Genomic DNA, 15,094 nt, shown 5'->3' with positions numbered 1-15,094 from the left:
CCCTTGCGCTGTGTGCTCTTGTTCTATGTGCTGGCGTATGACAGGGCGGATTCATTCGAGTGACATGTGCATCGTCAGCCAGCACCTGCGTGGCCACATCCACCAGCAACGCATATGGGCTCAATCCACTGACCAAACCCTATGCAGGAGGCTTCTCATGCGCAGCTCGGTAGGAATCTCCGGTCTTGCGGCTGGAGATGATGTCAAGCGGTTCACTGCCTCCGTGTAAGCGGGCAATTCCGGCGGGCCGCTGCTGGTCATGTCGGGCCAGCTGGTCAAAGCGCCATCGACGCGCGACATAAAGGCCGCTGAAGTGGGCGAGCTGCCGTACACCCTGGGCGTCTTGGCCAACCCGAAAAGTCCGACGCTGGCCTCCAGCTTTGGAACAAAGCTGCACCTGCCGGGCTCGAAATGCTCACAATCGCGGCCACATGCAAGACTCTTCCCATCCCACGACGCGCAGCCGGCGCTGCGCAAGCGGCAGCCGACCGATTCGGCCCTGGTCGGCCGCGCTGCTGGCGCTGGCCATGCTGGCATTGTCTGGCTGCGCCAGCCGGCAAGCCGGCTCCCCCGCAACACGAGAACAAGCGGCACCGCTGCCGTCTTCAACGCCAGCCAGCCCCTTGGCCAACTGGTGGCAACACTTTAACGACCCGACCCTCAGCGCTTTGGTGGCGCAGGCACTGCAAGCCAGCCCCGACGTGCAGCGTGCGCAGGCGGCACTGCAACAGGCCGACGCGCTGGCCGTGCAGCAGCACGCTCAGCGCTGGCCTCATCTGACGCTGGCGGCTTCGGCCCAGCGCAGCCAGACCGGTGACGCCGCCACCAGCCAGCGTTTCCAGACGGCTTTGGATGCGCGCTGGAACCCGGATCTGGCCGGTGGTCTGGGCAGCGCGGCGCGCGCCAGTCTGGCCGACGCCGCCGCTGCCGCTGCCAGCCTGGCCGACGTACAGGTCAAGCTGGCGGCCGAGCTGGCGCTGACCTACATCGACCTGCGCGGCTTGCAAGCACGCCTGGGCCACGCCCAGAGCCAGTTGCAGGTGCAGTCTGAGGCGCTGCAAATCGCCCGCTGGCGTGCCCAGGCGGGTCTGGGCACAGCGCAGGACATCGAGCGCGCGCTGCAAGCCAGCGCACAGAGTTCCGCCCAGGTACCCCCCTTGCACATCGGCATCGAGCAGGCCTTGCACCGCCTGGCGGTGCTGAGCGGCCAGTTGCCAGGCTCGCTGCCGGGCTCGCTGCGTGATCCGGCTTCGATTCCGCTGCCGCAGCCCGATTTGGCACAGGCGTTTGCGGCTGACACCCTGCGCCAGCGCGCCGATGTGCGCGCCGCCGAGTACCGGGTCAGCGCGGCTTGGGCGCGGCTGGCGCAAGCGCAGGCGGCGCGCCAACCCAGTTTTTCGCTCAGCGGCTCGCTGGGGCTGTCGGCGCTGGGCCTGGGTGCTTTGAGCGGCGGCTCTGCCTTGGCCAGCGCGCTGTTGGCGGGCATTTCGCTGCCGCTGTTCGATGCCGGCGCAGCCCAGGCCCAGGCAGACGCCCAGCAGGCGGCATGGGAGCAAGCGCGCGCGCATCTGCGCGCCAGCGTGCTGAGCGCGCTGCAAGAGGTGCAAGACGCGCTGGTTTCTTTGCGCGGCAACACCGAACGCTTGCAGCACGAGCAGGCCGCCCTGGCGGCAGCCCGGCAGGCCGAACACCTGAGCGCGCTGCGCTTGCAAGCCGGCCTGATCGATGTGTCGGACCTGCTTGACGCCCAGCGCGGCCGCCATGCAGCGCAAGACAGTCTGACGGCCACGCAAGCCCGCTTGAGCGCCGACCATGTGCACCTTTACCTGGCGCTGGGCGGTGGCTGGCGCCCCAGCGTCACCGCACACCCCCCGGCAAAGGCCGCCCAGCGCTCGAGTTCTTGACTCTTTTTGACACCGGAAAACATTCTTTGAGACCGTGAAAAATTCCAGTCCGACTCTCGCCCCGGAAAGCGCCGAGCTGCAAGCTCTGCTTGGCAGCGACCCCACACCACCCTGGTGGCGTCGACCTGCGCTTGGGTTCACGCTGGCGTGCCTGATCGTCGCCGCTGTTGGGCTGTGGTTTTGGCAGTCGCAAGCTCGCAGCGAGGCGGCGCTGAGCTACGTTACCGAACCGCTGCGCCGTGGCGACCTGACGCTGACGGTGAGCGCCAACGGTACGCTGCAGCCGACGCGCACCGTCCAAATCGGCAGTGAACTCTCCGGCACAGTAGCGCGCGTTCATGTCGACGTCAACGACCGGGTACAGGCCGGTCAGGTCTTGGTCGAACTCGATCCTTCACGGTTGGCCGATCAGGTGTTGCGGGCACAAGCGGCGCTGCAAGTCGCGCAGGCCCAACTGACCCAGGCGCAGGCCAGCGAAACGGAGGCGCAGGCCCAGTTGGCGCGGCTGGATGAAGTGGCGCGCCTGTCCCAGGGACAGCTTCCTTCGGCGGCTGAGCTCGACGCTGCGCGCGCAGCGTACGCGCGCGCGCGCGCGGCGCGCGCCAGCGCACTCGCCAACGTGAATGCGGCGCAAGCAGCACTGCAATCCGACCAGTCCCAATTGTCCCGGGCGTCGATTCGTTCGCCGATCGACGGCGTGGTGCTGGCACGCTCGGTTGACCCCGGCAATGCGGTGGCTGCATCGTTGCAGGCCGTCACCCTGCTGACGATTGCGCAAGACCTGTCTCAGTTGCGCCTGGACGTCAACATCGATGAGGCCGACGTGGCGGCGGTTAAAGCCGGCCAGGACGCCAGTTTCACCGTCAGCGCGCACCCCGGGCGGCGCTTTCCAGCCCGCGTCACCCGGGTGGCGTTCGGCGCCTCGCGCACCGACAACGTGGTGTCTTACACCGCCACCTTGTCGGTCGACAACCGGGATCAGCGTCTGCGTCCGGGTATGAGCGCGGTGGCCCGCATCACTGCCACCGAGCGCAGCGATGTGCTGTTGGTGCCCAACACCGCGCTGCGTTTCGCCCCCAGCAGCCCTCCTTCTGAAGGCGGCAACGGCTTTATCGGGCGGCTGCTGCTGAGCCCGCCCCGTGTGGGCGCACCCAAGACGGTCGGCACCGAGCCGGTGGGCGCCAGGTCCACCCGTCAAATTTGGCTGCTACAGGACGGCGTGCCGGTGCCGCAGGTGGTGAAAACCGGCATCAGCGACGGCCGTCTGACCGAAGTCAGCGGCGACGCACTGGCGCCGGGACTGGCCGTCATCACCGACCAACGCATCGGTGCTGCGCCGTGAACCCAACCGACCCATCTGTCGCATCCGCTTTACGTGCCGCTGAGCATTCGGATGCGACTCCTGGCGAAACGGCTGCCACGTCTGCGCTGATTCGCCTGCGCGGCATTTGTAAGGTGTATGGCAGTGGTCACAGCGCATTTGCAGCGCTCAAGGGTGTCGATCTGGACATCGAATCCGGCGATTTCGTAGCCATCATGGGGCCCAGCGGATCGGGCAAGTCGAGCGCGATGAACATTCTTGGTGGGCTAGACACGCCCACGGCGGGACGTTACCTGTTTCAAGGCGTGGGCGTCGAGACCCTGACGCGCGACCAGCGCGCGCGCTTGCGTAGGCGCTATTTTGGCTTTGTGTTTCAAGGCTTTAACCTGCTGGCGCGCACCTCGGCGCAAGAAAATGTTGAGCTGCCGCTGCTGTACCGCGGCGAGTCCAGCGCCAGGCGGCGCGCCTTGGCAGCGCATGCCCTCCAGGCGGTGGGCCTGCACGGCTGGGAGCACCACACGCCGTCAGAACTCTCGGGAGGACAACAGCAGCGGGTGGCGATTGCCCGCGCCATCGTCACCGGGCCAGCGGTGCTGCTGGCCGACGAACCGACCGGCAACCTCGATAGCCAGCGCAGCCACGAAATCATGGCCTTGCTTTGTCACATGAACAGCGAACACGGCATTACCGTGTTGATGGTGACCCACGAAGCCGACATGGCCGCCTACGCCCGGCGCATCGTGCGGTTTGTCGATGGAAGAGTAGCCAGTGACGAGGTCAACCCCAGGCGTGTGACTGTGGCATCGGGTGCCGCATCACCACGGATGGAGTTGAACTGATGTGGCTCAACACGTTTTTGCAGGCGCTGCGATCGATTCGTCGCAACTTGCTGCGCTCATGCCTGACCATGCTGGGCATTGTCATTGGCGTTTGCGCCGTCATCACCATGGTCACGCTCGGCCAGGGCGCAACGCAGGCGGTGCAAGACCAGATTACGAGTCTGGGCACCAATTTGCTGCAGGCGCGCCCCGGCCAGCGCCTGGGGCCCGGCGGCGGGGCGGGTGGAGCGCCTGCGTTCCACATGGCCGATGCCGAGGCCATCGCCACTCAAGTGGGAGGCATCGTCGCCGTGGCACCTGAGGCTCGCACCGGCGCCACCGCAGTCGCACTGGGCCGCAACTGGAGCAGCAGCATCATTGGTAGCAGCAACGACTGGCTGCTGACCGGCAACTGGGCGCTGGCGCAGGGACGTGCGTTTACCGAGCAAGAACAGCGCGCCGGCGCGCCGGTCTGCCTGATCGGAGAAACGGTGCGGCGCGAGCTTTTCCAACAACAACCCGCCCTGGGCGAACCCTTGCGCGTGCGCCAGCTTTCCTGCGAGGTGATCGGCGTGCTCGATTCCAAGGGGCAGGGGGCGTTTGGCAACGATCAGGACGACCTGGTGCTGCTGCCGATCGAGACCGTGCAGCGCCGTATCACCGGCAACACGCGTGTCAACACGCTGCACATCTCGCTGGCCGACGGCAGCGATGCCGCCCGCGTGCAGGCCAGCGTGACGCAGCTGCTGCGCGAACGCCGGCGCCTGGCCGATGGAGAAGAGAACAACTTCAACATCCTGGACACCCGGCAACTGGCGCAAACCCTATCCGGCACCACGCGCGTGCTGACCGCCCTGCTCGGTGCGGTTGCAGCCGTTAGCCTGCTGGTGGGCGGCATTGGAATCATGAACATCATGCTGGTCAGCGTGACCGAGCGTACGCGCGAAATCGGGCTGCGCCTGGCAATAGGCGCGCGCGAATCCGAAGTCTTGTTGCAGTTTCTGATCGAGGCGGTGGTATTGGCCGCACTCGGTGGTCTGATCGGCATCGCGCTGGCAACGCTCGCGTCGCTCGGACTGGCTGCCGTCATGGATGTGCCCTACAGCTTCAACCTGGCTGTCAATCTGCTGGCGTTTCTATTTGCCGCTGCCATTGGCGTGCTGTTTGGCTATTTTCCGGCGCGCCGCGCCGCTCAACTCGATCCGATCGAAGCCTTGCGCTACGAATGAGTCGTCACTGACAAGAGCGACTGCATGCAGTGATGCGTTGCGGCACATGCAAGCTGCGCTTGTTTGCCGAACAACTGCAGACCCACAAAGCCCAAACCCCCAGGCACCGGCAGGCGCGAGGGGGTTTGGGGGGCTGGTAAGAGCCTGACGATGACCTACTTTCACACGGGAACCCGCACTATCATCGGCGCAAAGGCGTTTCACTGTCCTGTTCGGGATGGGAAGGAGTGGTACCACCTTGCTATGGTCGTCAGGCATAACTTGTATTCCGGCTGCGCGCAATGCGCAAGCGGACGAATTCATAGAGTTTGGAATCAGCTGATTTTTGACTGCGGTCAACGTCATGGAATGAACCATGAAGGCATAGGAACTATGTGTTCCAGACATTTGCCTGCTGACTGTCATCAAAGTTATAGGGTCAAGCCGCACGAGCAATTAGTATCGGTTAGCTTAACGCATTACTGCGCTTCCACACCCGACCTATCAACGTCCTGGTCTTGAACGACTCTTTAGGGGGCTCAAGGCCCCGGCAGATCTTATCTTGGAACGAGTTTCCCGCTTAGATGCTTTCAGCGGTTATCTCTTCCGCACTTAGCTACCCGGCGATGCCACTGGCGTGACAACCGGTACACCAGAGGTGCGTCCACTCCGGTCCTCTCGTACTAGGAGCAGGCTTCCTCAAATCTGCAGCGCCCACGGTAGATAGGGACCAACCTGTCTCACGACGGTCTGAACCCAGCTCACGTACCACTTTAAATGGCGAACAGCCATACCCTTGGGACCTGCTTCAGCCCCAGGATGTGATGAGCCGACATCGAGGTGTCGAACAGGGCCGTTGATGTGAACTCTTGGGCGGTATCAGCCTGTTATCCCCAGAGTACCTTTTATCCGTTGAGCGATGGCCCTTCCATACAGAACCACCGGATCACTATGTCCTGCTTTCGCATCTGCTCGACTTGTCAGTCTCGCAGTTAAGCACGCTTATGCCATTGCACTATTAGCACGATGTCCGACCGTACCTAGCGTACCTTCGAACTCCTCCGTTACACTTTGGGAGGAGACCGCCCCAGTCAAACTGCCTACCATGCACTGTCCCCGATCCCGATTCAGGGACCCAGGTTAGAACCTCAAACACACCAGGGTGGTATTTCAACGTTGGCTCCACAAGATCTAGCGACCCTGCTTCAAAGCCTCCCACCTATCCTACACAGATCTGTTCAAAATTCAATACAAAGCTACAGTAAAGGTTCATGGGGTCTTTCCGTCTTTCCGCGGGGAGATTGCATCATCACAAACATTTCAACTTCGCTGAGTCTCTGGAGGAGACAGTGTGGCCATCGTTACGCCATTCGTGCGGGTCGGAACTTACCCGACAAGGAATTTCGCTACCTTAGGACCGTTATAGTTACGGCCGCCGTTTACTGGGGCTTCGATCAAGGCTTCACCCCATCAATTAATCTTCCAGCACCGGGCAGGCGTCACACCCTATACGTCCACTTTCGTGTTTGCAGAGTGCTGTGTTTTTAATAAACAGTCGCAGCCACCAATTTTTTGCAACCCGTTCGTGCTCAGATGTTCTCATCACACTACAAGGGCACACCTTCTTCCGAAGTTACGGTGTCAATTTGCCGAGTTCCTTCTCCAGAGTTCTCTCAAGCGCCTTAGAATACTCATCTCGCGCACCAGTGTCGGTTTGCGGTACGGTCAATTGCAAGCTGAAGCTTAGTGGCTTTTCCTGGGACCTCGTTCAGTTACTTCACGGGCAAGCCCGCTCGGTCGACAGCCTCGGTATATGACACGCGGATTTGCCTACGTATCGCCTACATCTGTCTAAACCGGCACATCCAACCGCCGGCTAACCTATTAAGATCCGTCCCCACATCGCACTTGCAATCGGTACAGGAATATTGACCTGTTTCCCATCAGCTACGCATCTCTGCCTCGCCTTAGGAGCCGACTCACCCTACGCCGATGAACGTTGCGTAGGAAACCTTGCGCTTACGGCGAGGGGGCTTTTCACCCCCTTTAACGCTACTCATGTCAGCATTCGCACTTCTGATACCTCCAGCATCCTTCACAAGACACCTTCACAGGCTTACAGAACGCTCTCCTACCACTTGCAATAAATTGCAAATCCGCAGCTTCGGTAACTGGCTTAGCCCCGTTACATCTTCCGCGCAGGACGACTCGATCAGTGAGCTATTACGCTTTCTTTAAATGATGGCTGCTTCTAAGCCAACATCCTGACTGTTTTAGCCTTCCCACTTCGTTTCCCACTTAGCCCGTTTTAGGGACCTTAGCTGGCGGTCTGGGTTGTTTCCCTCTTGAGTCCGGACGTTAGCACCCGGTGCTCTGTCTCCCAAGCTGTACTCGTCGGTATTCGGAGTTTGCCTTGGTTTGGTAAGTCGCCATGACCCCCTAGCCAAAACAGTGCTCTACCCCCGACGGTAATACTTGAGGCACTACCTAAATAGTTTTCGGAGAGAACCAGCTATTTCCAAGTTTGTTTAGCCTTTCACCCCTATCCACAGCTCATCCGCTGGTTTTGCAACACCAGTCGGTTCGGACCTCCAGTACCTGTTACGGCACCTTCATCCTGGCCATGGATAGATCACTTGGTTTCGGGTCTACACCCAGCGACTGAAATCGCCCTATTCGGACTCGGTTTCCCTGCGCCTGCCCTATTCGGTTAAGCTTGCCACTGAATGTAAGTCGCTGACCCATTATACAAAAGGTACGCAGTCACCCTTGCGGGCTCCTACTTTTTGTAAGCATGCGGTTTCAGGATCTATTTCACTCCCCTCCCGGGGTTCTTTTCGCCTTTCCCTCACGGTACTGGTTCACTATCGGTCGATGATGAGTATTTAGCCTTGGAGGATGGTCCCCCCATGTTCAGACAGGATTTCTCGTGTCCCGCCCTACTTTTCGTCAGCTCAGTACCACACAGGTCTTTTCACGTACGGGGCTATCACCCGCTATGGCCGTCCTTTCCAGAACGTTCCGTTAAGTCTTGTGCTATCACTAACAGGCTTTTCCAATTTCGCTCGCCACTACTTTCGGAATCTCGGTTGATTTCTTTTCCTCGAGCTACTGAGATGTTTCAGTTCACCCGGTTCGCCTCGCATGGCTATGTATTCACCATGCGATACCTACTGCTAGGTGGGTTTCCCCATTCGGACATCTCCGGATCAAAGCTAATTTGCCAGCTCCCCGAAGCTTTTCGCAGGCTATCACGTCCTTCGTCGCCTATCATCGCCAAGGCATCCACCACATGCTCTTATTCACTTGACCCTATAACTTTGACGTCTTGCAACGCAAAAGCCATGTCTCAAGCAAATGTCTGTCAGGTCTTGCACCTGACGCGTTATGCCGCTTCAATTCGTATCTCTCGATAAAATTGAATATTCGTTGACGCAATCAAAAATTCTTGTTGCTGATGGCACGGTGCACATGAAACCTTTACGAATATGTGCTTTCCATCAGCAACGCTGATTCGACTCTATGAATTTTTAATGAACAGCCGTGGCAACTTCGTTGCCTGTCAATCGGTAGATACCGATCCACATCAAAGCTCCCGGCTGCGCCAGAAGCTTTGATGTTGAACGATCAGATGTTTGGTGGAGGATGACGGGATCGAACCGACGACCCCCTGCTTGCAAAGCAGGTGCTCTCCCAGCTGAGCTAATCCCCCCGGGTGATTGCGGAGCAAAGAGCACTTGGTGGGTCTGGTTGGTCTCGAACCAACGACCCCCGCCTTATCAAGACGGTGCTCTAACCAGCTGAGCTACAGACCCCAAGTCGGCCACTAGAGGCCCGGATGAATCCAGACCGCTGGCGACTTCTCTCCAACAACCGATAAGTGTGAGCGTTTGAGCTTGACTGCTCTTTTCCAGAAAGGAGGTGATCCAGCCGCACCTTCCGATACGGCTACCTTGTTACGACTTCACCCCAGTCACGAACCCCGCCGTGGTAATCGCCCTCCTTGCGGTTAGGCTAACTACTTCTGGCGAGACCCGCTCCCATGGTGTGACGGGCGGTGTGTACAAGACCCGGGAACGTATTCACCGTGACATGCTGATCCACGATTACTAGCGATTCCGACTTCACGCAGTCGAGTTGCAGACTGCGATCCGGACTACGACCGGCTTTATGGGATTGGCTCCCCCTCGCGGGTTGGCTGCCCTTTGTACCGGCCATTGTATGACGTGTGTAGCCCCACCTATAAGGGCCATGAGGACTTGACGTCATCCCCACCTTCCTCCGGTTTGTCACCGGCAGTCCCATTAGAGTGCCCTTTCGTAGCAACTAATGGCAAGGGTTGCGCTCGTTGCGGGACTTAACCCAACATCTCACGACACGAGCTGACGACAGCCATGCAGCACCTGTGTTACGGCTCTCTTTCGAGCACGAAGCCATCTCTGGCAACTTCCGTACATGTCAAAGGTGGGTAAGGTTTTTCGCGTTGCATCGAATTAAACCACATCATCCACCGCTTGTGCGGGTCCCCGTCAATTCCTTTGAGTTTTCAACCTTGCGGCCGTACTCTCCAGGCGGTCAACTTCACGCGTTAGCTTCGTTACTGAGTCAGAAGAGACCCAACAACCAGTTGACATCGTTTAGGGCGTGGACTACCAGGGTATCTAATCCTGTTTGCTCCCCACGCTTTCGTGCATGAGCGTCAGTGCAGGCCCAGGGGATTGCCTTCGCCATCGGTGTTCCTCCGCATATCTACGCATTTCACTGCTACACGCGGAATTCCATCCCCCTCTGCCGCACTCCAGTTTCACAGTCACAAGCGCCATTCCCAGGTTGAGCCCGGGGATTTCACGCCTGTCTTACAAAACCGCCTGCGCACGCTTTACGCCCAGTAATTCCGATTAACGCTTGCACCCTACGTATTACCGCGGATGCTGGCACGTAGTTAGCCGGTGCTTATTCTTACGGTACCGTCATTAGCCCAGGGTATTAACCCGGACCGTTTCGTTCCGTACAAAAGCAGTTTACAACCCGAAGGCCTTCTTCCTGCACGCGGCATTGCTGGATCAGGCTTGCGCCCATTGTCCAAAATTCCCCACTGCTGCCTCCCGTAGGAGTCTGGGCCGTGTCTCAGTCCCAGTGTGGCTGGTCGTCCTCTCAGACCAGCTACAGATCGTCGCCTTGGTGGGCCTTTACCCCACCAACTAGCTAATCTGACATCGGCCGCTCCAATCGCGCGAGGCCTTTCGGTCCCCCGCTTTCATCCATAGATCGTATGCGGTATTAGCACAGCTTTCGCTGCGTTATCCCCCACGACTGGGCACGTTCCGATGCATTACTCACCCGTTCGCCACTCGTCAGCACCTTGCGGCCTGTTACCGTTCGACTTGCATGTGTAAAGCATGCCGCCAGCGTTCAATCTGAGCCAGGATCAAACTCTTTAGTTCGATCTTGAATTTACTCATAAAAACGGAATTGAAGTGAACTTCACTTCTATTCTCATGAGCGTTTAAAGTCTTGCGACTCGGACACTTTCGTGTCCAGTTTGGCAATCGCCTTCAAACGCCCACGCTTATCGGCTGTATATTTTTAATGATCTGCAAGCATTCAGCACGGTTGCTGCTGCTTGTTTTTGCTCTGCTGCGATCAGCAGAGCCTCGTATTATCACACGGTTTTCACACGGTTTTTGCAGTTTTTCTAAAAATTTTTTGCTAAGCACCAAAATTTTTTTTCAAGCTGCCCGGCCTCTTGGCCACCGCGCTTCGCTGGCTTTTTGAACTACTCAAGAGCAGAACATCGATCAGCGAAGCCTTGCAGTATACATCGGATTTTCGGCTGCGCACAAAGTTTTTTAAAGATTTATGTCAGCAGCCTGATCGCATCCGCTGTGCTGCGCTGACTGCTTGCCCTCCAATGGCCAGCGGCCTTGCTGCTGGCTGGGCGACGCTGGGATAATGCCGTTCCTTCTCTTGCGACTGGCTCCATGGCTCTTATTACTCTGCAGGATGCGCAACTGGCCTTTGGCCACGTGGCGCTGCTCGACCACACCGACTTTGCTCTGGAGTCACAAGAGCGCGTCGGGCTGATCGGGCGCAACGGCAGCGGCAAGTCTTCGTTGCTGAAGATTTTGGCTGGACTGGAGCGACCCGACGATGGCAGCTTGCAGGTTCAGACCGGCCTGCGTATCGTCTATGTGTCGCAAGAACCGGTGCTAGACCTGCAATCCACTGTTTTTGAAGCTGCCAGCGTGGGTCTGACCGACGCGCGTGCCGCGCGCGATCTCTATTTGAGCGGTGCCGATGATTTGGACCTGGATGCTTTGCAAAACCGCATCGAGGCGCTCGACGCCTGGAACTGGGAACAGCGGGTCGATGAGACGCTGCATCGTCTGCACCTGGATGCACACGTTTTGGTCGGGTCTTTGTCCGGCGGCAACCGCAAGCGCGTGGCACTGGCGCAGGCTTTGGTGAGCCGACCCGACGTGCTGCTACTCGATGAACCGACCAACCACCTCGACTTGGACAGCATCGCCTGGCTGGAAGATTTGCTGCTTGACTTTGCCGGCAGTGTGGTGACGATCAGCCACGACCGCGCTTTCTTAGATCGCGTTGCCACCCGCATGGTCGAGCTCGACCGCGGACGCCTGTTGAGTTACCCGGGTAATTTTGCACAGTATCAGTCGCTCAAGGAAGAACAATTGGCGCAAGAGGCCATCATCAACTCGCGCGCCGACAAGCTGCTGGCACAGGAGGAGGTCTGGATTCGCAAAGGGGTGGAGGCGCGGCGCACGCGCGCGCAAGGCCGCATCACGCGCTTGCAGCGGCTGCGCGAGCAACGCGCGCAGCGCCGCGACAACATGGGCAGCGTCAAGCTGGAGGTCGCCAGTGGCGCGGCCAGCGGCAAGATCGTGGCGGAATTGGATCGGGTCAGCAAATCTTTTCACAACGCAGACGGCAGCCAGCGCTGTGTCATTCGTGATTTTTCGGCCATCATTTTGCGCGGTGACAAGATCGGCCTGATCGGGCCGAATGGCGCGGGCAAAACCACCTTGCTCAAGCTTGTCCTGGGCGAGCTCGCACCCGACAGCGGCTGCGTGCGCCAGGGCAGCAAGCTCAGCGTGGCCTATTTTGACCAGATGCGCGAGCAGATCGACCTCGACACCACCTTGGAGGACTTCATCAGCCCGGGTAGTGAGTGGATTGAAATCGGCAACAAGCGCACGCACGTCAAGAGCTATTTGAGCGACTTCCTGTTTTCTCCTGCGCGCGCCCACGCGCCGGTGCGCACGCTCTCGGGCGGCGAGCGCAACCGCTTGCTGCTGGCTCGCTTGTTTGCCCGCCCGGCCAACGTGCTGGTGCTGGACGAACCCACCAACGACCTCGACATCGACACGCTGGAGCTGCTGGAGGACTTGTTGCAGCAGTACGAGGGGACGGTTTTTCTGGTCAGCCACGACCGGCGCTTTCTCGACAACGTGGTCACCAGCACGCTGGTGAGCGAGGGCGAAGGCCGCTGGCGCGAATACGTCGGTGACGTACAGGACTGGGTGACGCAGTCGGCGCGTGCGCAGGCGCTGCAGCGCGAGCGCGACGGCACGGCCGCTGCGCCGCCAGCTCCATCGGGGGCGTCGAGCGTCGAGCGCACAGCATCTGCAGCCCCGGCGCCGACGGCGCGCAAAAAGCTCAGCAACAAAGATCAACGCGAACTCGATCTGCTGGTCGCGCGGGTGGCGGCGCTGGAGGCGGAGCAGGCACAGCTGGGGCGTGCGCTTGGCGACGGCGAGCTCTATCGCAGCAACCCGGCGCTGGCGGCACAATCGGCAGCGCGCCACGCCGCGATTGAAGACGAGTGGTTGCAAGCCCTAGAGCGCCTGCAACAACTGGGCGCCACCTGAGCGCTTGCAGCCGCGTGGGCCGCCAGCGCAAGCGCTAGAGAATGTAGCGCGACAAATCTTCGTTGCGGCTGAGCTCGGCCAGACGCCGGTCTACGTAGCCGGCATCGACTGTGATGGTCTGTCCCTGCAAGCCGGTGGCACCAAAGCTGACCTCGTCTAGCAAGTGCTCCATCACCGTGGACAGGCGGCGTGCACCTATGTTTTCGGTACGCTCGTTGACGTCGCAGGCGATCTGCGCCAGTTGTCTTATCCCAGCGGGGGTGAATTCGATCTGCACGCCCTCGGTGGCCAGCAGGGCTTGGTACTGACGCACCAGCGAAGCATGGGTTTGCGTCAAAATGGCCTCGAAATCGTCCACCGTCAACGGCTGCAACTCGACCCGAATCGGAAAACGACCCTGCAACTCGGGAATCAGGTCGCTCGGTTTGGCCAGATGAAAAGCCCCGCTGGCGATAAACAAAATGTGGTCGGTCTTGAGCGTGCCGTATTTGGTCGAAACCGCCGTGCCTTCGACCAGCGGCAGCAAGTCGCGCTGCACGCCCTGACGCGAAACTTCGGCGCTGCCGCTGTCGCTGCGCGAGGTCACTTTGTCGATCTCATCGATGAAGACGATACCGTTTTGCTCGGCGTTGTGCAGCGCACGGGTCTTGATTTCTTCTTCGTTGACCAGTTTTCCGGCTTCCTCGTCGATCAGCAACTGCATCGCCTCGGCAATTTTGAGCTTGCGCCTGCGTTTGCGCTCCTGCCCCCATTGGCTGAACATGCCACGCAGTTGCTCGGCCATGGCCTCCATGCCAGCCGGGCCCATGATCTCCATCGCCGCGCGCGGCTCGACCAGGTCGAGCTCGATCTCGTGCTCGTTGAGTTGACCTTCGCGCAATTTCTTGCGAAAGCTCTGGCGCGCCGCGCCCTGCGCCGGGGGCTGCGCGTTCGCGTCTGCGCCTGCCGGGCGTGGCGGCGGAATCAGAATGTCCAGAATGCGTTCTTCGGCCGCGTCTTCGGCACGCACACGCTGTTTGCGCATTTCAATTTCGCGCGTTTGCTTGACGGCCACTTCGGCCAGGTCGCGAATGATGGAATCGACGTCCTTGCCGACGTAGCCGACCTCGGTGAACTTGGTCGCCTCGACCTTGATGAAGGGCGCATCGGCCAGCCGCGCCAGGCGGCGCGCGATCTCGGTCTTGCCGACCCCGGTCGGGCCGATCAGCAAAATGTTCTTCGGCGTGATCTCGACGCGCAATTTTTCATCCACCTGCTGGCGCCGCCAGCGGTTGCGCAAGGCAATCGCCACCGCGCGCTTGGCCGCTTGCTGGCCGATGATGAAGCGATCGAGTTCGCTGACGATTTCCTGCGGTGTCATGGGGCTGGGATGAGGGTCGAGCTGAACGTTCAACGCAACACCTCTATGGTGTGATTCATGTTGGTGTAAATGCACAACTGCCCGGCAATGGCAAGCGACTGGCGCACCACGTCCTCGGCGCTGAGCTCGGTGTGGTCGAGCAGCGCTTTGGCCGCCGCCTGCGCGTACGCGCCGCCGGAACCGATGGCGACAATGCCGTGTTCAGGCTCGAGCACGTCACCGTTGCCGGTGATGATGAGGGCCGCGCTGTGATCCGCCACCGCCAGCATGGCCTCCAGACGACGCAGCACGCGGTCGGTGCGCCAGTCGCGCGTGAGTTCTATGGCCGCGCGTGTCAGGTGGCCCTGATGCTTTTCCAGCTTGGCCTCGAAGCGCTCGAACAGGGTAAAGGCGTCGGCGGTGGCGCCGGCAAAACCGACCAGCACCTGATCCCGGTAGAGCTTGCGCACCTTGCGTGCCGTGCCCTTGACGACGATCTGGCCCAGCGTGACCTGACCGTCACCGCCAATGGCAACCTGCGCCCCCTCGGGACGCAGACGCCGCACGCAGACGATGGTGGTTCCGTGAAATGATTCCATCAATGCAAGTTCA

At 60.1% G+C, this 15,094-nt stretch carries 7 protein-coding genes, 2 tRNA genes and 3 rRNA genes; 5 read left to right on the top strand and 7 right to left on the bottom strand.

Annotated features, from left to right (window positions below; genetic code table 11):
• Nucleotides 1–431: 431 nt before the first annotated feature.
• The 4 genes from EST26_RS04340 to EST26_RS04325 all read left to right on the top strand — a co-directional run bounded on the left by EST26_RS04340 (nucleotide 432) and on the right by EST26_RS04325 (nucleotide 5,272).
• Complete coding sequence (locus tag EST26_RS04340) at nucleotides 432–1,904, top strand: efflux transporter outer membrane subunit (protein ID WP_291065655.1); 1,473 nt, start codon at nucleotides 432–434, stop codon at nucleotides 1,902–1,904.
• A 34-nt stretch (nucleotides 1,905–1,938) separates the two neighbouring features.
• The gene (locus EST26_RS04335; protein WP_291065654.1) at nucleotides 1,939–3,246 is read left to right on the top strand and encodes an efflux RND transporter periplasmic adaptor subunit; all 1,308 of its coding nucleotides are present in this window, start codon (nucleotides 1,939–1,941) and stop codon (nucleotides 3,244–3,246) included.
• A 113-nt stretch (nucleotides 3,247–3,359) separates the two neighbouring features.
• A complete protein-coding gene (locus tag EST26_RS04330; protein WP_291065653.1) occupies nucleotides 3,360–4,064 on the top strand; it encodes an ABC transporter ATP-binding protein in 705 nt (234 codons plus the stop codon).
• A complete protein-coding gene (locus EST26_RS04325) occupies nucleotides 4,064–5,272 on the top strand; it encodes an ABC transporter permease (RefSeq protein WP_291065652.1) in 1,209 nt (402 codons plus the stop codon). Before EST26_RS04330 ends, EST26_RS04325 begins: the two co-directional genes overlap by 1 nt.
• Nucleotides 5,273–5,414: 142 nt before the next feature.
• Here EST26_RS04325 and rrf read toward each other — a convergent pair.
• The 5 genes from rrf to EST26_RS04300 form a co-directional block, all read right to left on the bottom strand.
• A 5S ribosomal RNA gene (rrf, locus tag EST26_RS04320) occupies nucleotides 5,415–5,527 on the bottom strand.
• A gap of 159 nt (nucleotides 5,528–5,686) precedes the next feature.
• Nucleotides 5,687–8,563: ribosomal RNA gene (locus tag EST26_RS04315) — 23S ribosomal RNA — on the bottom strand.
• Nucleotides 8,564–8,887: 324 nt separating this feature from the next.
• A tRNA-Ala gene (locus EST26_RS04310) sits at nucleotides 8,888–8,963 on the bottom strand.
• A 26-nt stretch (nucleotides 8,964–8,989) separates the two neighbouring features.
• A tRNA-Ile gene (locus tag EST26_RS04305) sits at nucleotides 8,990–9,066 on the bottom strand.
• A 99-nt stretch (nucleotides 9,067–9,165) separates the two neighbouring features.
• Nucleotides 9,166–10,695: ribosomal RNA gene (locus tag EST26_RS04300) — 16S ribosomal RNA — on the bottom strand.
• The 16S, 23S and 5S rRNA genes sit together here with 2 tRNA genes alongside, the layout of an rRNA operon.
• 537 nt (nucleotides 10,696–11,232) lie before the next feature.
• Between EST26_RS04300 and EST26_RS04295 the strand changes: the two genes are divergently transcribed.
• Nucleotides 11,233–13,143, top strand: coding sequence for an ATP-binding cassette domain-containing protein (locus EST26_RS04295; RefSeq protein ID WP_291065651.1), 1,911 nt, complete (start codon nucleotides 11,233–11,235; stop codon nucleotides 13,141–13,143).
• 34 nt (nucleotides 13,144–13,177) lie between these two features.
• Here the strand turns inward: EST26_RS04295 and hslU are convergent, their stop codons facing one another.
• Both hslU and hslV read right to left on the bottom strand, forming a co-directional pair.
• Entirely contained in the window at nucleotides 13,178–14,503 is a 1,326-nt protein-coding gene (hslU, locus tag EST26_RS04290; protein WP_291065758.1) for an ATP-dependent protease ATPase subunit HslU, read from the bottom strand.
• 29 nt (nucleotides 14,504–14,532) lie between these two features.
• A complete protein-coding gene (gene hslV / locus EST26_RS04285; protein WP_291065650.1) occupies nucleotides 14,533–15,081 on the bottom strand; it encodes an ATP-dependent protease subunit HslV in 549 nt (182 codons plus the stop codon).
• Between the last annotated feature and the right edge of the window lie 13 nt (nucleotides 15,082–15,094).

This window comes from Hydrogenophaga sp., from assembly GCF_014773545.1.
Classification (GTDB): Bacteria; Pseudomonadota; Gammaproteobacteria; order Burkholderiales; family Burkholderiaceae_C; genus Hydrogenophaga.
The sequence above is the reverse complement of the archived record's forward strand: the minus strand, read 5'-3'. Positions and strand labels throughout refer to the sequence as shown.

Excerpts from the sequence above, each read along its gene's own strand:
- EST26_RS04340 (WP_291065655.1), top strand. The coding sequence starts at position 432 with ATGCAAGACTCTTCCCATCCCACGACGCGCAGCCGGCGCTGCGCAAGC.
- EST26_RS04325 (WP_291065652.1), top strand. The coding sequence starts at position 4,064 with ATGTGGCTCAACACGTTTTTGCAGGCGCTGCGATCGATTCGTCGCAAC.
- EST26_RS04295 (WP_291065651.1), top strand. The coding sequence starts at position 11,233 with ATGGCTCTTATTACTCTGCAGGATGCGCAACTGGCCTTTGGCCACGTG.
- hslU (WP_291065758.1), bottom strand. The coding sequence starts at position 14,503 with ATGACACCGCAGGAAATCGTCAGCGAACTCGATCGCTTCATCATCGGC.
- hslV (WP_291065650.1), bottom strand. The coding sequence starts at position 15,081 with ATGGAATCATTTCACGGAACCACCATCGTCTGCGTGCGGCGTCTGCGT.